This window comes from Kitasatospora cheerisanensis KCTC 2395 (genome assembly GCF_000696185.1).
Lineage (GTDB): Bacteria > Actinomycetota > Actinomycetes > Streptomycetales > Streptomycetaceae > Kitasatospora > Kitasatospora cheerisanensis.
The window spans coordinates 6,579,746-6,602,455 of sequence record NZ_KK853997.1; the positions used below are offsets into that span (position 1 = coordinate 6,579,746).

General features: G+C 72.4%; 23 protein-coding genes and 1 pseudogene. 12 read left to right on the forward strand and 12 right to left on the reverse strand.

Going from position 1 to position 22,710, the window contains the following annotated elements:
• Positions 1 to 3: 3 nt before the first annotated feature.
• Positions 4 to 603: an HdeD family acid-resistance protein gene (locus tag KCH_RS29510; protein ID WP_051653583.1), complete on the reverse strand. Its 600-nt coding sequence runs from the start codon at positions 601 to 603 to the stop codon at positions 4 to 6.
• Between the two features lie 273 nt (positions 604 to 876).
• Here KCH_RS29510 and KCH_RS29515 point away from each other — a divergent pair, with 273 nt between their 5' ends.
• Both KCH_RS29515 and KCH_RS29520 read left to right on the forward strand, forming a co-directional pair.
• Positions 877 to 2,604 carry an NAD-binding protein gene (locus KCH_RS29515; protein ID WP_279635948.1) on the forward strand — a complete coding sequence of 576 codons (1,728 nt, stop codon included), beginning with the start codon at positions 877 to 879 and terminating at the stop codon, positions 2,602 to 2,604.
• 51 nt (positions 2,605 to 2,655) lie between these two features.
• Complete coding sequence (locus tag KCH_RS29520) at positions 2,656 to 3,678, forward strand: VanZ family protein (RefSeq protein WP_035867996.1); 1,023 nt, start codon at positions 2,656 to 2,658, stop codon at positions 3,676 to 3,678.
• A 155-nt stretch (positions 3,679 to 3,833) separates the two neighbouring features.
• Here KCH_RS29520 and KCH_RS29525 read toward each other — a convergent pair whose 3' ends face one another.
• Positions 3,834 to 4,790 (reverse strand): helix-turn-helix domain-containing protein, encoded by a 957-nt coding sequence (locus KCH_RS29525; RefSeq protein ID WP_244305481.1) that lies wholly within the window; start codon positions 4,788 to 4,790, stop codon positions 3,834 to 3,836.
• A 268-nt stretch (positions 4,791 to 5,058) separates the two neighbouring features.
• Here KCH_RS29525 and KCH_RS41785 point away from each other — a divergent pair, with 268 nt between their 5' ends.
• From KCH_RS41785 to KCH_RS42815, 5 genes are all read left to right on the forward strand, one after another.
• On the forward strand, positions 5,059 to 5,235 hold the full coding sequence (locus KCH_RS41785; RefSeq protein ID WP_157032246.1) for a hypothetical protein: 177 nt from the start codon (positions 5,059 to 5,061) through the stop codon (positions 5,233 to 5,235).
• Between the two features lie 9 nt (positions 5,236 to 5,244).
• Positions 5,245 to 5,514, forward strand: coding sequence for a hypothetical protein (locus KCH_RS29530; RefSeq protein ID WP_035867998.1), 270 nt, complete (start codon positions 5,245 to 5,247; stop codon positions 5,512 to 5,514).
• A 285-nt stretch (positions 5,515 to 5,799) separates the two neighbouring features.
• Positions 5,800 to 6,258, forward strand: a complete 459-nt coding sequence (locus tag KCH_RS38000; protein ID WP_051653584.1) for a hypothetical protein — start codon at positions 5,800 to 5,802, stop codon at positions 6,256 to 6,258.
• A 194-nt stretch (positions 6,259 to 6,452) separates the two neighbouring features.
• Positions 6,453 to 7,343: a peptidoglycan-binding domain-containing protein gene (locus tag KCH_RS29540; RefSeq protein WP_208866000.1), complete on the forward strand. Its 891-nt coding sequence runs from the start codon at positions 6,453 to 6,455 to the stop codon at positions 7,341 to 7,343.
• Between the two features lie 66 nt (positions 7,344 to 7,409).
• Positions 7,410 to 8,246, forward strand: coding sequence for a CHAP domain-containing protein (locus tag KCH_RS42815; protein ID WP_167574145.1), 837 nt, complete (start codon positions 7,410 to 7,412; stop codon positions 8,244 to 8,246).
• 174 nt (positions 8,247 to 8,420) lie between these two features.
• Here the strand turns inward: KCH_RS42815 and KCH_RS29550 are convergent, their stop codons facing one another.
• The 8 genes and pseudogenes from KCH_RS29550 to KCH_RS29585 form a co-directional block, all read right to left on the reverse strand.
• The gene (locus tag KCH_RS29550; RefSeq protein WP_035868001.1) at positions 8,421 to 9,197 is read right to left on the reverse strand and encodes an enoyl-CoA hydratase; all 777 of its coding nucleotides are present in this window, start codon (positions 9,195 to 9,197) and stop codon (positions 8,421 to 8,423) included.
• A gap of 100 nt (positions 9,198 to 9,297) precedes the next feature.
• Complete coding sequence (locus KCH_RS29555; protein ID WP_035874383.1) at positions 9,298 to 10,332, reverse strand: enoyl-CoA hydratase/isomerase family protein; 1,035 nt, start codon at positions 10,330 to 10,332, stop codon at positions 9,298 to 9,300.
• 110 nt (positions 10,333 to 10,442) lie between these two features.
• Positions 10,443 to 10,625, reverse strand: coding sequence for a hypothetical protein (locus KCH_RS29560; protein ID WP_035868003.1), 183 nt, complete (start codon positions 10,623 to 10,625; stop codon positions 10,443 to 10,445).
• 203 nt (positions 10,626 to 10,828) lie between these two features.
• Positions 10,829 to 12,045: pseudogene (gene fahA, locus KCH_RS29565) on the reverse strand (fumarylacetoacetase).
• Positions 12,042 to 12,854 carry a hypothetical protein gene (locus KCH_RS29570; protein WP_244305482.1) on the reverse strand — a complete coding sequence of 271 codons (813 nt, stop codon included), beginning with the start codon at positions 12,852 to 12,854 and terminating at the stop codon, positions 12,042 to 12,044. Before KCH_RS29570 ends, fahA begins: the two are co-directional and overlap by 4 nt.
• Positions 12,833 to 14,020, reverse strand: coding sequence for a homogentisate 1,2-dioxygenase (locus KCH_RS29575; RefSeq protein WP_035868004.1), 1,188 nt, complete (start codon positions 14,018 to 14,020; stop codon positions 12,833 to 12,835). Before KCH_RS29575 ends, KCH_RS29570 begins: the two co-directional genes overlap by 22 nt.
• A gap of 37 nt (positions 14,021 to 14,057) precedes the next feature.
• A complete protein-coding gene (gene hppD / locus KCH_RS29580) occupies positions 14,058 to 15,269 on the reverse strand; it encodes a 4-hydroxyphenylpyruvate dioxygenase (protein ID WP_035868006.1) in 1,212 nt (403 codons plus the stop codon).
• A 134-nt stretch (positions 15,270 to 15,403) separates the two neighbouring features.
• Positions 15,404 to 16,627, reverse strand: a complete 1,224-nt coding sequence (locus KCH_RS29585) for a phosphoribosyltransferase family protein (protein ID WP_341865431.1) — start codon at positions 16,625 to 16,627, stop codon at positions 15,404 to 15,406.
• Positions 16,628 to 16,902: 275 nt separating this feature from the next.
• Between KCH_RS29585 and KCH_RS29590 the strand changes: the two genes are divergently transcribed.
• Positions 16,903 to 17,352 (forward strand): SPW repeat protein, encoded by a 450-nt coding sequence (locus KCH_RS29590; protein ID WP_084223993.1) that lies wholly within the window; start codon positions 16,903 to 16,905, stop codon positions 17,350 to 17,352.
• Positions 17,353 to 17,439: 87 nt separating this feature from the next.
• Here KCH_RS29590 and KCH_RS29595 read toward each other — a convergent pair whose 3' ends face one another.
• Together KCH_RS29595 and KCH_RS29600 are read right to left on the reverse strand one after the other, a co-directional pair.
• Complete coding sequence (locus KCH_RS29595) at positions 17,440 to 18,855, reverse strand: class II fumarate hydratase (RefSeq protein WP_035868009.1); 1,416 nt, start codon at positions 18,853 to 18,855, stop codon at positions 17,440 to 17,442.
• A gap of 135 nt (positions 18,856 to 18,990) precedes the next feature.
• Positions 18,991 to 19,986, reverse strand: coding sequence for a chitinase (locus tag KCH_RS29600; RefSeq protein WP_035868012.1), 996 nt, complete (start codon positions 19,984 to 19,986; stop codon positions 18,991 to 18,993).
• A 218-nt stretch (positions 19,987 to 20,204) separates the two neighbouring features.
• On the opposite strand from KCH_RS29600, the gene KCH_RS29605 reads away from it, so the two are divergent.
• The 4 genes from KCH_RS29605 to KCH_RS42820 all read left to right on the forward strand — a co-directional run.
• Positions 20,205 to 21,413, forward strand: a complete 1,209-nt coding sequence (locus KCH_RS29605; RefSeq protein ID WP_051653585.1) for an acyl-CoA dehydrogenase family protein — start codon at positions 20,205 to 20,207, stop codon at positions 21,411 to 21,413.
• 44 nt (positions 21,414 to 21,457) lie between these two features.
• Positions 21,458 to 21,802: a hypothetical protein gene (locus KCH_RS29610; protein ID WP_035868014.1), complete on the forward strand. Its 345-nt coding sequence runs from the start codon at positions 21,458 to 21,460 to the stop codon at positions 21,800 to 21,802.
• A 132-nt stretch (positions 21,803 to 21,934) separates the two neighbouring features.
• Positions 21,935 to 22,354, forward strand: coding sequence for a PaaI family thioesterase (locus tag KCH_RS29615; protein WP_035868016.1), 420 nt, complete (start codon positions 21,935 to 21,937; stop codon positions 22,352 to 22,354).
• Positions 22,351 to 22,710 (forward strand): nucleotidyltransferase domain-containing protein (locus KCH_RS42820; RefSeq protein ID WP_167574147.1); only part of this gene is annotated, 360 nt, incomplete at its 3' end. The genes KCH_RS29615 and KCH_RS42820, both read left to right, overlap by 4 nt.

Sequence of the window (22,710 nt, forward strand, 5' to 3'; positions counted from 1 at the left end):
CCGTCAGAGCTCGCGCGGGAACTGCTTCGCGCCGCTGCGGATCTGCAGCGCCGCGACGATCTCGGCCACGCCGATCACCAGCAGGCCGCAGCCCGCCAGGATCGCCAGCGCGGTGATCGAGTGCGCCGGCCACACCATCAGCACGATGCCGGCCAGCAGGTTCAGCGTGCCGATGAAGCCCTGCCAGCCGCGGGCCGGCATCAGCGGATCGGAAGCCACCGCCGCGAGTTGGGTGATGCCGCGGAACAGCCAGCCGATGCCGATCCACAGCGCCAGCAGCAGGATCGACTGCGCCGCCGAGCGGAAGCACAGCAGCCCCAGCAGCACGCAGATCGCGCCGCTGACGAACGCCAGCACCCGCAGCGCCGTCGAGGCGTGCGTCCCGAACGCCGCGACCAGCTGCACCACGCCGATCACCAGCAGGTACAGGCCGAACAGGACGCCCACCACCCACAGCGTCTGCTTCGGCCACACCAGGACCACCACTCCCAGCGCCAACGAGATCAGACCCCCCGTCAGCACCGCCTGCCAGGCCAGCCGCGCCAGTTGCTGGAACGGCCCGGCCAGGCCGGGACGGTCCTCGGTCCGATAAGGGTCTGCCATGGCTCCTCCGGGATTGCCGCTGCGGGACACGATCACCTCCCACCCTCGACGCCCGTCCCGCCCGCGGGCACCACGGACTCCGCCGAACGGACGAACCGGAGCGTCCCGTTCGCACCCGGATCCGATACCGTCCGTTCACCCGGGCGTCCTGACGGGCCGTCTACCATCTGACGCTATGACGGATCAGGGGCGGGGGAGCCCACCGAGCGGGGTCGACGGCGCGGGGGACGGCACGGGGGACGGCGGCGGGCCGGGGCGGTCGAGGGCCACTACATCGTCTGCGGCGGCAACTCGCTCGCCCACCGGCTGATCCTCGAACTCACCGAGCAGTACGAGGTGCCGGTGATCGCCGTGGTGCCGGACCTCGCCCGCGAACACGGGCCCGCCATCGCCCAGTTACCGGGCGTCGCGGCCGTCCTGGAGTACTCCACGCTGACCGGCGAGGCGCTCGGCGCGGCCGGCGTCGAGCGGGCCCGGGGCATCGCGCTGATGGACGGCACCGACCAGGAGAACATCCACGCCGCGATGGCCGCCGAGAACCGCAACCACGGGGTGCGGATCGTGCTGCGGATCTTCAACCAGCGGCTCGGCGAGCACCTGGAGAAGCTGCTGCCCAACTGCGCGGCGCTGTCCGCCTCCGCGACCGCCGCCCCCGCGTTCGCCAACGGCGCGCTCGGCCGCCCGCACTCCGTCGAGGTCGGCGGACGCCACCTGTACGTCGCCTACGACGAGGACATCCACAGCAACCAGATCTGCCTGGTCGCCGACCGGATCGACCGTCAGGACCTCACCCGGCTGCGGCTGCTGCCCGACACCGGCGGCCGGGCCGCCGACTTCATCCGGATCGCCGAGCGCTTCGGCTCCGGCGAGGGCCCGATCGAACTCGGCCGCCCCGACCTGTCGCCCGCCCACGAACCCGGCGGACTCGCCGCGCTCCAGCCCCTCGACAACGAGCCGGCGCTCCGCCAGCCGCTCGCCAAGCGGATCAAGTGGTGGCTGCTGGACAGCCTCAAGTACTTCACCAACACCCGGCTGCGGATGATCCTGGTCACCGCCTTCGCCGCGATCGTGGTCGGCGCGGTCGTCCTCTACTACCGCACCCAGCACCCGCCCGGCCTCGGCTGGACGCTCTACTCCACGCTGCTGGACGCGGCCGGCGCCGCCCAGCCCGACCTGCCCGGCGACCAGGCCCTCGGCGACCCGTGGGCGCGCGCCGCCCAGGTGCTGATCACCTTCTGCGGCATCACCTTCGTGCCGCTCGCCACCGCCATCGTGGTCGAGGCGCTGGCCAGCGGCCGGCGCGGCCTGCCCCGGCCGCCCGGCGCCCGCACCCGCGACCACGTCATCGTGGTCGGCCTCGGCAACGTCGGCACCCGGGTCGCCACCCTGGTCCACGCCACCGGCCTGCCCGTGGTCTGCCTGGAACGCGATCCGCAGGCCCGCGGCATCGCCGCAGCCCGCGCCCTCGGCATCCCCGTCCTGATCGGCGAAGGCCCGCTGGAGGCGCAGCTCAAGCAGGCCCGGGTCAAGCACGCCCGCGCGGTCGCCGCCGTCACCTCCGACGACGCCGCCAACCTGGAAGCCGCCCTGGAGGCCCGCGCCGTCCGGCCCGAAGTCCGCATCGTGGTCCGCCTGTTCGACGACGACTTCGCCCACCACGTGTACGCCACCCTCGGCAACGTCGCCTCCCGCTCGGTCTCCTACCTGGCCGCGCCCGCCTTCGCCGCCGCCCTGATGGGCCGGGACGTCCTCGGCACCCTCTCGGTGTTCCGGCACGTCCTGCTGGTCGCCGAACTCACCGTCGAGGAGGGCTCCGGACTGGCCGGCCAGAACATCGGCGACCTGGAGGCCACCGGCGGCGTCCGGGTGGTCGCCGTCCGCCTGCAACGCCGCGCCGACGCCTACCAGTGGAACTTCGCCGACCGCTCCCGCCGCCTGGTGCCCGGCGACCACATCGTGATCGCCGCGACCCGGGCCGGCCTGGCCCGTATCATCCAGTGAGCGTCGGCGGCCCCAACCCGGGGCGCCGCAAGGGGAACTGACGGGGCGTCGATGATCAGCGCGATCCTGAACAACAACACGGCCCTGATCCCGGCCTTCCTGGTCCTGGCCGTGCTGCTCGGCTCCGGCGGGTGGGCGCTCGCCGCGCGGCGCGGCCTGCCGCGCTGGTCCACCGTCCTGCTCGCCGTCGTCCTGGCCGGGGAGCTGGTCGCCACCCTGTGCCCCACCGGCCCCGGCGGCGCCCAGGACCCGTCCTGCGCCTGGGGCGCCGACCTCGGCTTCACCCTCAACGCGGAACAGGGACAGCTCAACCTGCTGATGTACGTCCCCATCGGCCTGCTCGGCGTGCTCGCCTTCGGCCGGCCCGCGACGGTCGCCGTCGGCGTCCTCGCCCTGACCGGCGTCACCGAGACCGTCCAGGGCCTGCTGCCGTTCATCGGCCGGGCCTGCGACGGCGGCGACCTCGCCGCGAACACCCTCGGCGGGCTGGCGGGCGTCCTGCTCGGCTGCGCCGTGCGGCTGGTCCAGCGGCGGCGGATCCGGCCCGGCGGGCGGGAGTTGGCGTTCGGCTCCGCGATGGCCGTCGCCCTCGGGGCGCCGGTGCTGGCCCTCCAGTTCATGGTGCTGGAGCCGACGGTCGCCACCGGCACCTCCGGGGCCACCGGGCCGCAACGCGAACTCGCCCGCCGCGACGCCGAGTTGCTGTTCGGCCCCGGCGTCCGGGTGGTCGCCGTCCAGCACGAACTGCTCGGCCCCGGGATCGAGCGGCTGGCCGTCACCCTCGAACACGAGTACTTCACCCTGGACTGGCCGTCCGGCCTGCTGCGCGACCTGGACGGGGCCTTCCTCCCCGGGGAAGCGGACAGCGGCCCCGCCACCGACCAGCAGGCCCGCGAGACCGCCGACCGCTTCCTCGCCCAGTGGGCCGCCGGCCGCATCACCGCCGGCGAGCCGGCGTTCGACCCGCACGGCGGGCAGGGCGGGCGCCGCCGCTTCACCTACCAGGTCGCCGGCGGCACCGTCCACGTGGACGTCGACGGGAACAACCGGGTGGTCGAGTTCCGGCAGGACTGACGGCCGCGCCGCCCGTCCGGAGCCGGAACTGCCGCCTTCGGGTGCGGAATTCGCACCGCGGGTTCCGCAGTCCACGAATGCGGAACCCGCGGGCGAACCCGGACCGGTTCACTCCGTTCCCGAACCTCGAAATCCGGCCGCCGAAAATGGCGCGATCACAGCCATTCCTTCCGCACGGCCTGGGCGCCCGCCTGGAAGCGGCTTTCCGCGCCCAGACGATCCATCAGGTCTTTCATCATTCGACGCACCGTTCGCAGGGAGAGGCCCAGCTTGCGGCTGGCGGACTCGTCCGTGTGGCCCTGGCCCAGCAACTGCAACAGGGCGCGCTCGGAGCCGGTGAGGTCCTGGTCGTCACGGGCGGCGGGCTGCCCGAAGTCGGAGCCGTTGCGCCAGAGTTCCTCGAACAGTGCGCACAGGGGCTGGATGAGGGCCGCGCCGTGCAGCTCCAGGGCGCCGCGGCGGCCGTCGGCGGGGTCGCTCGGTATCAGGGCGATGCTGCGGTCGACTATCACCAGTCGCATCGGAAGTAAGGGCACGGTGCGGGTCATGCCGCCCAGATCGGCCAGCCAGCGGGCATAGCGCAGGGTGTCGGGGTCGTTGCGGAAGCTCTCCTGGAAGATGCTGCGGATGGCCACTCCGCGCTCCAGGGCCAGCTGGTTGGGGTGCTTGCCGGCCTGGATGGAATCGGGGCGCACGGCGCCTCCGCGCATCAGGGACAGGCACTCCTCCTGCGCGGTCGCCGCGAGTTCCTCCAGCCGGTCGCGGACGGCGTCGAGGGAGTCCAGCCGCAGGACCATCTCGTCGTCGAGCCGCCGGTCGAGGTACTCGGCGGAGAGCGCGGCGATCGCGGTCCGGGCGCTCTCCAACTGCTGCTGGCGATGGAGCAGTTGGTTCTGGTTGTGGGCGAGCAGTCTGGTCAGTCCCACCTCCGGGCTGACGGCCCGCAGATTGCGGGAGTCGCTCGCGGGCCGCAGCAGCGTCAGTTCCAGCAGTTCGTCGAGTGCTTCCCGTACCTCCGCCTCCGACAGGTGCAGTTTGGCGGCTATCTGCTCCACCCCTCTGTCCGGCTCGGCCAGCAGGGTCCGGTAGACGCTCTCCGTCAGTGCGTTCAATCCGAGTGCTTGTAACACCACGCGATTCTCCCCCGGGTCGATGATCATCATCATCGCTTCGCCGCGGTCGGCGATGCAATGCTTTCCGCAGACGAAATGATCTGGCACGTAGTTGCCCCGCTACTTGGTGCCACCCCCGAAGTCGTGACACCGACTCGCCCCGGAGGCAAGATCTTCCTCGGCGGCGCGGAAAGCGCCGCGATATCCGGGGCGGGTTCCGCGAACTTCCCACGGACGCAGCATGGTTACGAATCAGGAGGGAACAGTCGTGGCCCACTCCATACGCATCGTTTGCACCGGTCTGGTCTTTGCTTTCACCCTCGGCCTGGGCTCCGGCGCCATGGCCGGCAGCACCGCCGACCGCCCGGCCGGCGGCCAACGCACCGCCGCCAGCACCGGCTTCGACTGGGACATCGCTCCGGCCGCGCCGCCCGCGCAGAGCTGACCCGCTCAGGTGCACCTGGTCGCGGTGACTCTCACCAGTCCTGACCCGGTGCCACTGCGACTGACGCCTGCGGCGGTCACCGATCTGATCTGGCTCCACAGCCGACCCGAGGACCGCGTGGAACACCTCCGCGCCCGGGTCGACGCCGATCGGTGCCGCATCGCTGCCGCGGTCATCGCGGACACTCCGGACGCGGCGGCCGCCAGCCTCCGCCGCGTCTGTGAACGCGCCCTGCAGCACGTGCCGGCCCTGCGCGGCTGGCGCCTCGCCCTCGTCTGAGACCTCCGCGAGCCGAGTCCACGGCTCCGCCGACCGCACGCCCGCGGTCGCGTCGAGAGGTCCGCCCCCACCTGCCCGCCGCCGTCCGAACCCCGCGGACCGGCCGGGCCCCTGACGTCCGCTCGGGAAGCAATCCGCCCGAGAGCGACAGCCCCGACGGCCGATGCGGTGGCCGTCACGGGCTCCCTTGTCCCGTCCGCCGGAGTCCGCGCGCCCCGGAGCCCTCCTGGGTGCGGCCGGCGGAATCTCCTCCAACTCCCGTTCCCCGAAAGGAATGTGTCCACCATGCGCATGCTCACCAAGATCGCTGCCGTCACGGCCCTCGCCATCCCGATGTTCGGCATCGCTCCCGGTGTCGCCAGCGCCACCACCGCCGTCTCCGAGTCCGTCAGCGCCGCCACTCCGGCCGGCTGCTCCAGCGTCACGCAGATCGGTGTCACCGGCTACGTCACCGTCGGCGGCCAGACCATGGCGTCGGTGAAGCAGTACAAGGGCTGTGGCAAGAACTACGCCTACATGTACGTGTGGCAGGGCTACCGCGACACCCACAGCAGCTGGCAGGGGTGCACCAGCATCGTCACCGGCACCACCATCCAGGACGTCCAGTGCAACGACAACATGGTGGAGATCTGGTCCTCCGGCGCCGACACCCTGTCGCAGTGCACCCAGGCCATCGGCTGGAACGGCACCGGCCCGTGGCCGGTCGCCGGTGACGCCGTCGGCAAGACCGACGTCCGCTGCTGACCGCCCGGCCCACCGGCCGGCCCTCGCAACACCGGGCCCCGGGACGGCTGTTGACGACCGATCGGCGCGTTCTCCGACGCCGGTCGTCGATCGAGCAGCAGTGGTCCCCGGCCCGTCGGAACCCTGATCCCGCCCGGTGCGCGGCACCGGGCGGGGCGGGACCGATCCTCCAACGAACGAGAAGGAACCACCGCATGGCATCCGTCACCAAGACCCGGACCGCCGCCACCCGACTGCTCACGGCCGTCGCCGTGCTGAGCGGCCTGGTGCTGAGCGCCGCGCAGGCCCACGCGGCCACCCCGACGCCCCCGGCCGGGGAGTCGTCGGCCACCGCCACCGTGCTGCCCGTGGTGGACATGGAAGCCACCGTGCTGGCCGCCCAGATCGACCCCCGGCGCGCCGACAGCACGCAGACCCCGGGAGCCCACGACTCCGTCCTGGCCGTCGAGCAGGCCCTGCAGGCCCGCGGCTTCCTCGCCGCCCAGTGGGTGGACGGCTACTTCGGCACCAGCACCACCACCGCCTACGCCGCCTACCAGCGCTCCCTCGGCTTCAGCGGCCTGGACGCCAACGGGCTGCCCGGCGTCACCTCGCTCACCTCGCTGGGGCAGGGCCGCTACACCCTGACCCGCACGATCGGTCCCGGCGCGAAGCTGCAGCGCGACGGATACACCGTCAACACCCGGACCCAGAACATGCTCACCGAGGCCGAGCGCCTCCTGGGCTTCCACCTGACCCTGGACCAGGGCTCGTACAACCCGGGCGGCGACCCAACCTCCGCGGGCACCCACGACGGCGGCGGCGTCGTGGACATCAACGTGGACGGCATGACCAGCGCCACCCGCAACAACGTGGCCCTGGTGCTGCGTCAGGTCGGCTTCGCCGCCTGGGTCCGCAACCCCACCCAGGGCAACTGGCCGTGGCACATCCACGCCGCGGCGATCAACGACACCGACCTGGCCACCCAGGCCCAGAACCAGACCGGCGACTACTACCTCGGTCTGAACGGCCTGGCCAACCACGGCGCCGACGACGGCCCGCGCATCACCATCCAGACCTGGGAGCAGTACCAGCGCACCCACTGACCGCGCGCGGCTCCACCCGCGTACCACCACGCACCGCTCCACGACACACCACGAGAAGAGACAGCAGTGAAGAAGATACGCACCATGCTGACCGTCGCCGGCACCACGCTCGCGCTGGCCGTGCCGATCGTCGGGGCCACCCCCGCGTTCGCCGCGTCCCGCGACGGCTCCTGCGACTCCGGTGAGTTCTGCTACTACTACAACAGCGACAACGCCGGCTCGATCTCCGACTTCACCGGCTCGCTCAGCAACTACGGCGACACCCAGCCGAGCTGCTACGACTTCAAGAGCGCGGGCAACGGCCAGGGCGTCTGCATCAAGAACAACGCCGCGTCGGTGTGGAACCGCTCCGGGCAGACCGTCCGCGTCTACTTCAACAGCGGCTACGCCGGCTCGTACCAGGACTTCGCCCCCGGCGCCAAGGGCAACCTGAACTCCACGCTGAAGAACAACAACGCCTCGCACCAGTTCCTCGGCGGCGGCGGCAGCGGCAGCAACGAGAACGCCACCAACGACTTCGACGGCGGGACCCGCGGCTTCGCCGCCAACAACTGCACCGCCTTCGCGGCCTACCGCATCGCCAGCCGTCTCGGCGTCTCGAACTTCAGCAACTCCTACGGCGGCACCACCTGGGGCAATGCCGCGCAGTGGGACGACGCGGCCCGCCGCCTCGGCATCACCGTCAACACCACCCCGTCCGTCGGCGCCATCGCCGTCAACGACGTCCACCGGGCGAGCGACGGGATCATCTACGGCCACGTCGCCTACGTCAACGCGGTCTACTCCGACGGCTCCTTCGACGTGGAGGAGTACAACTGGAACAACAAGCTCGCCTACGGCACCCGCAGCGGCATGCACGTGAGCAGCGCGGACAACGCGTTCCAGTGGATGATCCACTTCTGATCGACCCGGCAGGACACCGGCATCCCCGCGGTGGTCCTGCGAGCGTGCGGGGCACGGCGGTTTGACAGGTCCGCCGGCGCCGGAGCGGTACGCAGCGAAGCCCCGTCGGGCAGGTGACTCCTCCGAGTCGCCCGCGCCCGGCGGGGCTTCGGCGTGCCGGTGCCGGCGTTGCGGCTACTTGTTGGTGAAGGCGGCCGGGCGCTTCTCGGCGAAGGCGGTCATGCCCTCCTTCTGGTCCGCGGTGGCGAACGCGGCGTGGAACAGGCGGCGTTCGAAGCGGACGCCCTCGGCGAGGGTGGTCTCGAAGGCGCGGTTGACGGACTCCTTCATCATGACCGCGGCGGGGAGGGACATCGCCGCGACGGTCTCGGCGACGGCAAGGGCCTCGGTCAGGAGCTGCTCGGCGGGGACGATCCGGGAGACCAGGCCGGCCCGCTCGGCCTCCTCGGCGTCCATCATGCGGCCGGTGAGGCAGAGGTCCATGGCCTTGGCCTTGCCGACGGCGCGGGTGAGGCGCTGGGAGCCGCCGATGCCGGGGATGACGCCGAGCTTGATCTCCGGCTGGCCGAACTTCGCGGTGTCGGCGGCGATCAGGATGTCGCACAGCATGGCCAGCTCGCAGCCGCCGCCCAGGGCGTAGCCGGCGACGGCGGCGACCACGGGCTTGCGGAGGCGGCCCAGCTCGTCCCAGGGGCCCAGCCAGTCGTCGAGGTAGACGTCGGGGAAGCGGTTGTCCTGCATCTCCTTGATGTCGGCCCCGGCCGCGAAGGCCTTCTCGGAGCCGGTGACCACCAGGGCGCCGATCTCGGGATCCCGGTCGAAGGCCTTGGCCGCCGCGACCACCTCGGTCATCAGCTGGGTGTTGAGCGCGTTGAGCGCCTTGGGGCGGTTGAGGGTGATGATGCCGACCCGGCCCTTGCGGTCCACCAGGATCGTCTCGTACTCGGTCATCGCCGCTTATCCTCTCCACGCTGAGCGGAACACTGAACTGACGGTGGATACGATCTCCGAACACCGCCCCGGATACCAGTCTCGACAGGCGAGACGATGGTCACCTCGCGAGTCCCAGGTCACCGCCCTCGGGGACGGCGAAGAAGCGGGCCACGTCCTCGGGGCCGACCGCGGCGAGCGTGCCGGGGCTCCACCGCGGGTTGCGGTCCTTGTCGACGACCTGGGCGCGGATGCCCTCGACCAGGTCGGGGTGGGCCAGCGCGGCGCAGGAGATCCGGTACTCCTGGTCGAGGGTGGCGGCCAGGGTGGGCAGGGTGCGGGCCCGGCGCAGCGCGGCGAGGGTGACCTTGAGCATGGTGGGGGACTTGCCGAGCAGTTGCTCGGCGGCCTCCTTGGCCTCGGCGAGGCCGGTGGCCCGGAGCCGGTCGAGGATCTCCTCGACGGTGTCGGCGGCGTAGCAGTGGTCGATCCACTCGCGCTGCGCGGCGAGTTCGGAGGCGGGGGCGGGCTGCGCGAGCCCGGCCAGCGCGGCCACCGGGTCGGCGGCGGCGAGCAGCGCGGGCAGCGCGGCCGAGGGCAGGAAGTGGTCGGCGAAGCCGCAGTACAGGGCGTCGCCGGCGGTCATGGTGGCGGCGGTGAGGCCGACGTGGGTGCCGAGTTCGCCGGGGGCGAGCGCGAGCAGCCGGCTGCCGCCGACGTCGGGGACGAGGCCGATCCGGGTCTCGGGCATGGCGACGGCGGAGCGTTCGGTGACGACCCGGACCGCGGCGTGCGCGGACAGGCCGACGCCGCCGCCCATGGTGATGCCGTCCATCAGCGCCAGGTAGGGCTTCGGGTAGCGCGAGATCAGCTCGTTGAGCGGGTACTCGACGCGGAAGAACGCCCGGCCGCCGGCGCCGCCGAGCTTGGCGTCGTCGTGGATGGCGCGGATGTCGGCGCCCGCGCACAGGCCGCGGTCGCCCGCGCCGGTGAGCAGGACGGCGGTGATCCGGTCGTCCTCGGCCCAGACGTCGAGGGCGGCGCGGACGGTCTCCAGCATGCCGTGGGTGAGCGAGTTGAGGGCGCGCGGGCGGTTGAGGGTGATGCGGCCGGTGCTGCCGGTCCGTTCGACCAGCACGTCCTGTGGGGTGTCCATCGCCACGCTCCGATCCGGGATGCACGGAAAGTACGAAGATCTTCCCGTGCACGGTACCGGGCCCGCCCGGGCGGACGGTGAGTGCGGGGTGCGGCGGGCCCGGGCGCGGGTCAGCAGGGGCGCAGCGCGGTGGTGAGCAGCACGGGTTCGGTGGGGGCGAAGGCGCGCGGGGCGTAGCCGCAGAGCGGCACGGACCAGGGCGCGGGCGGGGCGGCGTGGGCCTGCGGGGCGGGCATCAGCAGGTTGGCGGCGGCGAACGCGGCTCCGCAGATCAGGGTGCGCAGCTTCGTCATCGGGGTCCTCCGGGGAGAGAGTTGTCCGCGAGCGGTGCGGCGCGTCCTCTCGGGCACCGGGCGTGGGAGGACCGGTTCGGGACGGAGCCGCGTGATGTCGCGTCAACTTCTAGCGGTGGACGGGTTTGCGGGCCCGCAACCTCACCCGAAATGCGGCGAGCTGCGGGCACGTGGTTGACGTACCCGCAGCCCGCGAGGGCGGATCAGCCGATGATCCGTCCGGTGACCTCGCCGAACCCGACCCGCAGCCCCCCGGGCCGGGGGCGGTGGCGGTGATGGACACCTCGTCGCCGTCCTCCAGGAAGGTGCGCCGGGTGCCGTCGGGGAACTTGAGCGGGTGCTCGCCGTTCCAGGTCAGTTCGATGAGCGCGCCGCGGGTCTCCGGCTCGGGGCCGGAGACCGTGCCGGAGGCGAACAGGTCGCCGGTGCGCAGGCTCGCGCCGTTCACGGTGAGGTGGGCCAGCTGCTGGGCGGCGGTCCAGTACATGGTGGCGAACGGCGGCCGGGAGATCGGGTGCCCGTTCAGCGCGACCTCGATCGCCAGGTCCAGGCCCCACGGCTCGGCGTCCCGGTCGTCGAGGTACGGCAGCAGCTCGACGTCGCGGGCCGGCGGGGTGACCCGGGCGTGCTGGAGGGCGTCCAGCGGCACCACCCAGGGCGAGAGCGAGGTGGCGAAGGACTTGCCGAGGAACGGGCCGAGCGGCACGTACTCCCAGGCCTGGATGTCGCGCGCCGACCAGTCGTTGAGCAGGCAGACGCCGAACACGTGCTCGGCGAAGTCGGCGAGCGGCACCGGCGTGCCCATGGTGCTGGGTGCGCCGACGACGAACGCGACCTCGGCCTCGATGTCCAGGCGGCGGCTCGGCCCGAAGGACGGCGCCGCGTCGGCGGGGGCCTTGCGCTGCCCGGACGGGCGGACCACCGGGGTCTCGGAGACCACGACGGTGCCGGAGCGGCCGTGGTAGCCGATCGGCAGGTGCTTCCAGTTCGGGGTGAGCGCCTCCTGGCCGGGGCGGAAGATCTTGCCCAGGTTGGTGGCGTGGTGCTCCGAGGCGTAGAAGTCGACGTAGTCGCCGACCTCGAACGGCAGGTGCAGTTCGACCTCGGCCAGGTCGATCAGGCAGCGCTCGACGGCGGCCCGGTGGGCGGTGTCGGTGAGCCACTCGGTGAGGCCGGCGCGGACCGCCTGCCAGGTCGAACGGCCCGCCGCCATCAGCGGGTTGAGCGTCTCGGCGTCGAGCAGCGGGGACGGGCTGCCGACCGCCCGGGCGGCCGCGCCGGCGTCCAGCACCCGCTCGCCGATCCGGACGCCGATCCGCCGCCGGCCGGGCCGGTCGGGGGCGGTGAAGACGCCGTAGGGGAGGTTGTGCACGCCGAACGGCGAGTCCGCGGGCAGATCGAGCCAGGTGGTGGTGGTCAAGAGTTCTCCAGGAGGCCGAGTCGGGCGAGGTCTTCCAACGGCTCGGCGATGCTACAGGTGCCGAAGGCGGTGAACGAGGCGCGGATCCGCGCGGTCTGATGGTCCGTCAGCGACTGCACGGCGGTCGCCAGCCGGGCCCCGTCGCGCTCCGCGAGCAGTTCGACGGCCTGCTCGCGGTCCGAAGCCCCGGCCGCCAGCAGGACGTTGAGGAAGCCGTGGTGCTCGTAGCCGGTGCCCAGGTCGGTGTGCCGCACCGCGTGGTGCAGACCCGCCGTGCACTTGTACGGCAACTCGCGCTCGGCACAGGCCAGTTGGAACGCGGCGAGCTCGGCGACGCTCGGGAACGCCGGGTAGCTCAGGCCGCCGGTCCGGTACTTGGCGCGGTACGGGGTGCCGGCCAGCGCGTCCAGGGAGTCCTCGATCCGCTCGGAGCGGGGCACCTCGACGGCGGCGGCGACGCCCTCCGGCAGCAGTGCGTCCAGCTCCGCCACCGCGGCCCGGACGTCCTCGCCGGCCACGTACTCGACGCCGGCCAGCGGCAGCCCGGCGGCGGACTTCAGGGCCTCCGCCAGCCGGCCGGTCGGTACGGTCACACCGATCGGGAACCGCGGTGCCAGCGCCACGAGTTCGGGCAGCTTGTCGACCGGCGCGAGCAGCGGGCCGACCGCCGCCGCGTACGGGGCGGCCCGGTGCGCCAGGTGCGCGGGCACGGCGTCGGCCAGCGGCAGGTCGCCGGGCGGGAAGACCGCCGCGTCGTCGAACAGCCCGCGGTACAGCTCGGGTACGTTCATCGCCTCGCCCAGGTCCACGCGTAGTTCGGGTCCTCGCTGGCGGTGGCAGCCTCGCCGAGCTCCAGCGGGCGGAAGGTGTCTACCATGACCGCCAGCTCGTCGAAGAACTCCACGCCGATCGAGCGCTCGTACGCGCCCGGCTGCGGGCCGTGGGTGTGGCCGCCGGGGTGCAGCGAGATCGACCCCTGTCCGATGCCGGAGCCCTTGCGGGCCTCGTAGTTGCCGCCGCAGTAGAACATCACCTCGTCGCTGTCCACGTTCGCGTGGTAGTACGGAACGGGGATCGACAGCGGGTGGTAGTCCACCTTGCGCGGCACGAAGTTGCAGATCACGAAGTTGTTGCCCTCGAACACCTGGTGCGCCGGCGGCGGCTGGTGCACCCGGCCGGTGATCGGCTCGAAGTCCGCGATGTTGAAGGCGTACGGGTACAGGCAGCCGTCCCAGCCGACCACGTCGAACGGGTGGTCCGGCAGGGTGTAGCGGGTGCCGACCACGCCGCCCGGGCCGCGGTGCTTGACCAGCACGTCCACCTCGCCGCCGTCGACCAGCAGCGGGCCCTCGGGGCCGCGCAGGTCGCGCTCGCAGTACGGGGCGTGCTCCAGCAGCTGCCCGTACTTGGACAGGTAGCGGCGGGCCGGGGTGATGTGGCTGTTCGCCTCGATGCAGTAGGCGCGCAGCGGCTCGTCCCCGGTCGGCACCCAGCGGTGGGTGGTCGCCCGCGGGATGATCACGTAGTCGCCCTGACCGACCGTCAGGGTGCCGAACACCGACTCCAGCACGCCGGCGCCCGACTCCACGTACACGCACTCGTCGCCCAGGCCGTTGCGGTACAGCTCGCTGGGCGAGCCAGCCGCCACGTAGGAGATCCGCACGTCCGCGTTGCCGAGGACCAGCCGGCGGCCGGTGACGACGTCCGCCGACTTCCACTCCTGGCCGGGGAACAGCTCGTGCAGCTTCAGGTGACGGGGGAGCAGCGGGAGGTTCGCGGTGGTGGACTGGTCCGGCAGCTCCCACACCGAGGCGGCCGTCACCGCCGACGGGATGTGCCGGTGGTACAGCAGCGAGGAGTCCGAGAAGAAGCCCTCCTCGCCCATCAGCTCCTCGTAGTAGAGGCCCCCCTCGGGGGTGCGGTGCTGGGTGTGCCGCTTCGGTGGCACGGAGCCCAGCTGCCGGTAGTACGCCATCGTCCCGCTTCTCCCTCGTCGCCCTGGTGACTGTCCGTCAGAGGTTGCCGCGCTGCTCCTGCTCGCGCTCGATCGCCTCGAAGAGCGCCTTGAAGTTGCCCTTTCCGAAGCCCAGCGAACCGTGCCGCTCGATGAACTCGAAGAACACGGTCGGCCGGTCGCCGATGGGCTTGGTGAAGATCTGCAGCAGGTAGCCGTCCTCGTCCCGGTCGACCAGGATGCCGCGCGACTTCAGCTCGTCGATCGGCACCCGGACCTTGCCGATGCGCTCGCGCAGCTTCGGGTCGTCGTAGTAGGAGTCCGGGGTGTTCAGGAACTCCACGCCGCGCGAACGCAGCACGTCGACGGTGGTGAGGATGTCGTTGGTGGCCAGCGCCATGTGCTGGCAGCCGGGGCTGGTGTAGAACTCGAGGTACTCGTCGATCTGCGACTTCTTCTTGGCGATCGCCGGCTCGTTGAGCGGGAACTTCACCCGGTGGTTGCCGCTGGCGACCACCTTCGACATCAGCGCCGAGTAGTCGGTGGCGATGTCGTCGCCGACGAACTCCGCCATGTTCACGAAGCCCATCACCCGGTTGTAGAACGACACCCACTCGTCCATCTTGCCGAGCTCGACGTTGCCGACCGCGTGGTCCAGCGCCTGGAACAGCCGCTTCGGGGCGCCCTCGGGGCGGACCACCGAGGTCTCCTTGGCGATGTAGCCCGGCAGGTACGGGCCGTGGTAGCGGGAGCGGTCGATCAGGGTGTGGCGGGTCTCGCCGTAGGCGGCGATCGCGGCGCGGCGGACGGTGCCGTTCTCGTCGGAGACGTCGTTCGGCTCCTCCAGGACGGTGGCGCCCTGGGCGCGGGCGTGCTCGATGCACTTGTCCACGTCCGGGACCTCCAGCGCCAGGTCGACGACGCCGTCGCCGTGGCGGCGGTGGTGCTCCAGCAGCGGGCTGTCCGGCAGCACGCCGCCCTTGATCACGAAGCGGCAGGAGCCGGAGCGCAGCACGAAGGCCTTGCGGTCGCGGCGGCCGGTCTCCGGGCCGGAGTACGCGACCAGCTCCATGCCGAAGACGGCCTGGTAGTGCAGGGCGGTCTGGGTCGCGTTGCCGACCACGAAGACGACGGCGTCCTGGGCGGTCACCGGGAACGGGTCGGTCGAGGCGTCGTACTCGACCAGGCCCACCAGGGTGCGCAGCTGCTCGGCGGTGAGGCCGGCCTCCAGCTCCTCGGGCGTCAGTTGAACAGCGGCGTCGGCGGTCATTGGTGCATTCCTCCACGTCGAGGTCGGTTGCGAGGAGCTTCCTCCTGCCGGGTGAGGTGGGCAACAGGTCCGATTCCTGCTGCTCAATGTGTACAAGATGAGCAGCGGACGGCCGGTCCGACTGGGCGGATTGCTCAGTGTTCCGCCCGATCGCCGCCAGGTTGACGGATCGTGAGGTACCGGGCGAACCACTGCGTGGCCAGGTCGGCGACGGTCTCCAGCGCCCCCGGCTCCGCGAACAGGTGGCCCGCACCGGGGACGACCTGCAGGGCGCTCTCGCAGCGCAGCTCGGAGCGGGCCTGCCGGTTCAGCTCCACCACCTCCTCGTCCGCGCCGCCGACGATCAGCAGCGTCGGCGCGGTCACCAGCGGCAGCCGGGCGCGCGCCAGGTCCGGGCGGCCGCCCCGGGAGACGATCGCGCCCGGTTCGGCGTCCCGCTCGGCGGCGGCCCACACCGCGGCGGCGGCGCCGGTGCTCGCCCCGAAGTAGCCGAACGGAAGCCCCGCCAGCGGCGGGTGGCGGCGCACCGTGCGGGTCGCCTCGGCGAGGCGGCCGCCCAGCAGGCCCGGGTCGAACACCTTCCAGCGGTCCTCCGCCTCACGGGGCGTCAGCAGGTCGAACAGCACGGTCGCCAGGCCTTCCCGGTGCAGCCGCTCGGCGACCTGCCGGTTGCGCGGACTGTCCCGGCCGGAGCCGCTGCCGTGCGCGAACAGCACCACGCCGAGCGGGTGTTCGGGCACCGCGACACTTGCCGGCCCGGTCGGGAAGGCCAGTTCGTGCACCTCGACCACCGGGTGGTGCGGCTGGTTCGCGCGGGCCAGCGCGGCCAGCACCTCGTCGTCGGTGGTCTGCCGGAAGTCCTGGTAGAACTCGCCGACGGCGAGGAACCGGGACGGGGCGTGCACGGCGACGAACGCGTCCGCCGCGCCGGCCAGCCGGGACGTCCAGTCGTGCGGGGCGACCGGCACCGCCAGCACCACCCGGGACGCGCCGCGGGCCCGCACCATCCGGCACGCCGCCAGCGCGGACGACCCGGTCGCCACCCCGTCGTCCACCACCAGCACGGTGCGCCCGGCGAGCGGCACCGGCGGCCGGCCCGCCCGGTACGCGGCCGCGCGGCGGGCGAGTTCGGCCCGCTCGTGGGCCTCCACCGCCGCGAACTGCTCGGGCGTGACGCCCGCCGCGTCGACCACCGTCTGGTTGACCACCCGGGCGCCGTCCTCGCCGACCGCGCCCATCGCCAGCTCCGGCTGGCCCGGCACCCCGACCTTGCGGATCACGCACACGTCCAGCGGCGCGCCCAGCGCGGCCGCGACCTCCACCGCGACCGGCGCCCCGCCGCGGGGGAGCGCCACCACCACGGCGTCCTGCGCGTCGGGGTGTCGGCGAGCGCGGCGGCGAGCCGGCGTCCGGCATCGGTGCGATCGGTGAAGTACATGGGGGAACCTCTCCGTTCTCCACCGTACGCGCGCGGGAGGGGAGCGGAGAGGTCGGGCAACCCGGGGCGCGGAAACCTGGACAGAACGGGTGATAAGTAAAAAATAAGAATGAACCGGTAGGTAGCGTTATTTTCACCTCAGACCGGGTAGCGACCAGTTGGCTCGCATGTCCCGACCACAAGGAGGTGGTTCTGGTGTCGACCCAGCTACCCAAGGGTATGGAGCACCATCCGGACATCCTGGCCCTGCGCGAACACGCGGAAGCCGTCACCTCGACGACCGGCGCGCAGGGAGTCGAGGCGCTGGCGATCTGCACCGGCCTGTTCCTCGCGATCTCCCCGTGGGTCGTCGGCTTCTCCGAGTTCCCCGGCCTCACCATCAGCAACCTGGTGCTCGGCATCGCCTTCGCCGTCCTGATGGCCGGCTACGGCCCGGCGTTCGGCCGGACCCACGCCAGGGCCTGGGCCTGCGTGGTGATCGGCGCATGGACGGTCATCGCCCCGTGGGCGGTCAACGGCGGCGCGCACGTCCGCCGGACCATCCTCACCAACGTCATCACCGGCGGCGTGATGACCTGTCTCGCGCTGGCCGCCGTCGGCCTCGCCTTCACCGGCATGACCGGCATGGCCCGGCGCCGCGACTGAACAACCCTTGCCGCCTCCCCGTCCGCCCCGGTCCGCCGCCGGGGCGGACGCCTGCTCTCCGCTGCTGCGCCAGTGACTGACAGGGTGTCAGGAAGCGTCGGCGGGGCGGGTCATGCGGAGCACGTCGAGCGCCTCGTCGAGCTGGGCCTCGGTGAGCAGGCCGCGGTCCAGGTAGCCGCGCTCGACCACGACCTGGCGGATGGTCTTGCGCTCGGCGAGCGACTGCTTGGCGACCTTCGCGGCCTCCTCGTAGCCGATGTACCGGTTGAGCGGGGTGACCACCGACGGCGAGGACTCGGCGTACTCGCGGGTGCGCTCGGCGTTCGCGGTGATGCCGGCCACGGTGCGGTCGGCCAGCAGGCGGGCGGCGTTGGCCAGCAGGCGCACCGACTCCAGCACGTTGCGGGCGATCACCGGGAGCATCACGTTCAGCTCGAAGTTGCCGCTCGCGCCGGCCACCGTGACGGTCGTGTCGTTGCCGATCACCTGCGCGGCGACCATCAGCACCACCTCGGGCAGCACCGGGTTGACCTTGCCCGGCATGATCGAGGACCCCGGCTGCAGGTCCGGCAGGTTGATCTCGCCCAAGCCGGTGCGCGGGCCGGAGCCCATCCAGCGCAGATCGTTGGCGATCTTGGTGAAGCCGGTGGCGATCGTGCGCAGCTGACCGCTCAGCTCGACCAGGCCGTCGCGTGCGCCCTGCGCCTCGAAGTGGTTGCGGGCCTCGGTCAGCGGCAGCCCCGTCGCCCGCGCGACCTCGGCGATCACCGCGGCGGAGAAGCCGGGCGGGGTGTTGATGCCGGTGCCCACCGCCGTTCCGCCGAGCGGCAGTTCGGCGACCCGGGGGAGCGCGGCCGTCAGTCGCTCCACCCCGTACCGGACCTGCGCCGCGTAGCCGCCGAACTCCTGGCCGAGGGTGACGGGCGTGGCGTCCATCAGGTGCGTGCGGCCGGACTTCACCACCTCGGCGAACTCCGCGGACTTCGCCTCCAGTGCGCCCGCCAGGTGCTCCAGCGCCGGGACCAGGTCGTGCACCACGGCGCCGGTCGCCGCGATGTGGATCGAGGACGGGAACACGTCGTTCGACGACTGCGAGGCGTTGACCTGGTCGTTCGGGTGCACCGGGCGGCCCAGGCGCTCGGCGGCCAGGGTGGCGATCACCTCGTTGGCGTTCATGTTCGACGAGGTGCCGGAGCCGGTCTGGAACACGTCCACCGGGAACTCGTCGTCCCAGCGGCCGTCCGCGACCTCCTCGGCCGCCGAGCGGATCGCCGCCGCGACCGGCTCCTCCAGCACGCCGAGGCGCGCGTTCACCGTCGCCGCGGCCGCCTTGATCCGGGCCAGCGCCGCGATGTGGGCGCGCTCCAGCCGCTGCCCCGACACCGGGAAGTTCTCGACCGCCCGCTGGGTCTGCGCCTGCCACTTGGCCGCCGCCGGCACCCGGACCTCGCCCATCGAGTCGTGCTCGGTCCGCCAGCCCTGCTCGTTCCTGCTGTCCGCCATGGTTGGGACACCTCCTGGTCCCGTCAGCCTTCCACGGCCGCCGGGCATTCCCGCGGTTCCCGGCGAGCGTGTCGGGCCCGCGCCGGCCGGGTGGCCCGGCGCGGGCCGACGGGGCGTCAGCCGTGGTGCGGGGGCTCAGCCGTGGTACGAGGCGATGATCTTGGTGAAGGCGTAGGCGGACTGGCTGATGCCGCTGCAGCTGTCGCCCGCCGAGGTGCCGGACGGGCAGGGGCGGTCGCGGTTGACGGCCCAGAAGGTGAAGCGGGCCAGGTGGTGGGACTTCGCGTAGTTCAGGATGGTCGTGAAGTCGGTGGTGGAGACCGTCTCGTCCGACTCGTCGGTCTTCCCGTTCATCGAGGAGATCCCGATGTGCTTGTACGCCGTGGCCGAGTCGTAGCCGTAGGCGCTCGCCACCGCGTTCTTCAGGCCGTCGGCGGCCTGGGTGGAGACGGTGCCCATCGAGCCGCTGTGCCCGCCGAAGTCGAACGGCATGATGGTCCAGCCGTCCACCGCGAGGCCGGCCGCCGCGCCCTTCTTGATCAGGTCGACGCCGACGGAGTCCGGGCCGGTCGGGGTGGTGCCGAAGGTCACGTACACCTTCAGGCCGGGGTTGTTGGTCTTCACCGTCTTCAGCGCGCTGATCACCCGCTGGCGGACCGTCGCGTTCGCGGCCTCGGTGTTCTCGATGTCGATGTCGATCGCCTTCAACCGGTAGGCGTCGATGACCTTCTGGTAGGCGCCGGCCAGCGCGGACGCCGAACTGCACTTCTCGCCCAGCTTGTTGCCGTCCCAGCCGCCGAAGGACACCAGCACGTCGCCGCCGGCGGCCCGGATCGCGTCGACGGTGCTCTGGTCGCTGCCGCCGGTGAGCGCCCGGGAGCCGTCCCACTTCGGGTTGCAGCCGCCGTCGGAGAGCATGAACGCCAGCGTGAACTGGGTGGCGCCGGTGGCCTGCATCACCTGCACCGGGTTCTGCGGGCTGCCCCAACCCAGGTACTCGTAGGGCGCGTTGAGGCCGACCGGGTCGGGGGAGGCGGCCTGTCCGGCGGGGGCCAGGGCGAGTGCGCCGGCCGTCAGGGCGGCGGTGGCGGCGAGGGCGAGCAGCGTGCGGGCGGGGAGGTGCTTGGCCATGGGTCACCGTTCCGGGAGTCCTGGACGCCGCCGGGCGCGGGGGTGCCCGACGGCCTGGGGGCCGCCGGGTGCGGGTGCCTGACGGCGCGCAACTGTTAGGAAAGTTTCCTGACCTGATAGGGAATCAGCTCGTTCTGTGCGCGTCAAGACTCCGGGCCGGGCGGGCGGCATACTCCTCGGTAGCCCCGTTCCCCGCAACCCTCCGAGGAGCCCGCCCGATGGCCACCGCCCCCGCCGACCGCACCTCCGGCCGTCCCGCCGGCCGTCCCGACCCGCTCGACCTGCTGGGGGTCGACGAGCTGCTCACCGAGGACGAGCGGCTGATCCGCGACACCGTCCGCGCCTTCACCGAGCGGCACATCCGGCCGCACCTCGCCGACTGGTTCGAGCACGGCACCTTCCCGGTCCGCGAGATCGCCCCCGAGCTCGGCAAGCTCGGCGTCCTCGGCATGCACCTGGACGGCTACGGCTGCACCGGCTCCACCGCCACCGAGTACGGCGTCGCCTGCATGGAGCTGGAGGCCGCCGACTCCGGGCTGCGCAGCTTCGTCTCGGTGCAGGGCTCGCTCGCCATGCGCTCCATCCACGCCTACGGCTCCGAGGAGCAGAAGCTGCGCTGGCTCCCGGAGCTGGCGGCCGGCCGGGCCGTCGGCTGCTTCGGCCTGACCGAACCCGAGGTCGGCTCCGACCCGGCCGCGATGCGGACCCGGGCCCGGCGCGACGGCGGCGACTGGATCCTCGACGGCGCCAAGATGTGGATCACCAACGGCTCGGTCTCCGACGTCGCCGTGGTCTGGGCCGCCACCGAGGACGGCGTCCGCGGCTTCCTCGTCCCGCGCGGCACCCCCGGGTTCACCGCCACCGACATCCCCGGCAAGCTCTCCCTGCGCGCCTCCGTCACCAGCGAACTCGCCTTCGACGGCGTCCGGCTGCCCGCCGACGCGATGCTGCCGGAGGCGCGCGGCCTGCGCGCCCCGCTGTCCGGGCTCGGCGAGGCCCGCTACGGCATCCTGTGGGGGACGGTGGGTGCCGCCCGTGACTGCTACCGGGCCGCCGTCGAGTACGCCCGCGACCGCGAGCAGTTCGGCCGGCCCATCGGCGGCTTCCAGCTCACCCAGCAGAAGCTCGTCGACATGGCGCTGGAGCTGGAGAAGGCCTACCTGGTGGCCGTCCGGATCGGCCGCCTCAAGGACGAGGGCCGGGCCCAGCCCGCGCACATCTCCTTCGGCAAGCTCAACAACGTCCGCACCGCGCTGGAGATCGCCCGCACCGCCCGCACCATCCTCGGCGCCAACGGCATCACCACCGCGTACCCCGTCCTCCGGCACGCCAACAACCTGGAGTCCGTCCTCACCTACGAGGGCACCTCCGAGATCCACACCCTCGTCCTCGGCGAGGCCATCACCGGCGAGGCCGCCTACCGCTGAGAAATCGCTGGTCACGGCGTCAAGAGCGGCTCTACGGTGGCGACATGACGACGACCACCACGCTCTGGCGCCCCACCGGCCCCACCGAGCTGGCCCTGGTCGCCGCGTCCGGCTGGCGGGCGTGGCCACCGCGCCTGCCCGAACAGCCGATCTTCTACCCCGTCCTGAACGAGGACTACGCGATCCGGATCGCCCGGGACTGGAACGTCCCGGCGTCCGGCGCCGGCTACGTGACCCGCTTCGAGGTCGAGACCGCGTTCCTGTCCCGCTACCCCGTGCAGCAGGCCGGCGGCGAGACCATCCTCGAACTATGGGTACCCGCCGAGGAGTTGAACGAGTTCAACCGCCACCTGGTGGGCGAGATCGAGCTCGTGCACGAGTTCCGCTGACCCCGCCGCTGGCGGGCCCGGGGTGGTGGTGAGGTGCGCGGGGGCGTCGAGGGGTTGCGTCTTGTCGGGTGGGGATGGTCCGGCCACGAAACAGCGGGTACGCTCCAGAGCGACTTGGAGGTCCGTCCCCGTATGACGTCATTCACGCCCGAACTCCGCTTCGCCCAGAAGGTCCTCGACGAGCAGCCGTTCAGTGTTCTGGTCGGCGCCCGGGTGGAGGTCTTCGAGCCGGGCCGCGCCGTCCTGGCGCTGGACATCCGGGAGGACCTCAAGCAGCAGAACGGCTTCGTCCACGGCGGCGTGCTGGCGTACGCCGCCGACAACGCCCTCACCTTCGCGGCCGGTACGGCGCTCGGGCCGGCGGTGCTGACCGGCGGGCTGACGATCAGTTACGTGCGGCCCGCGACCGGCGTCTCGCTGGAGGCCGAGGCCACCGTGGTGTCCAGCGGGCGGCGGCAGGCGATCTGCCAGTGCGAGATCTTCGCCGTCGCGGCGGACGGCACCCGGACGCTGTGCGCGGTCGCGCAGGGCTCGGTGCTCACCGCAGGATGACGCGACGCCCACCCGCCGTGCCCGCCGACGCCGACCCGGTGGCGGCGGCCGGCGACCTGGTCGCGGCGCGCTTCCCCGAGCTGCGCGCGGCGTTCGTCGCGGGCAGCGTGCTCACCGCGCGGCGCACCCCGACCTCGGACCTCGACATCGTGGTGCTGCTGGCCGGCCCGCCCGCCCCGTACCGGGAGAACCTACGGCATCTGGGCTGGCCGGTCGAGCTGTTCGTGCAGACGGAGGCCGACTGGCACCGCTTCGCCGAGCAGGAGACCGCCGCCGGGCGCTCGCCGCTGCTGCACATGTGCGCGGAGGGCCGGCTGCTGGCCGACACGGACGGGCTCGGCGCCGCACTGCGGGAG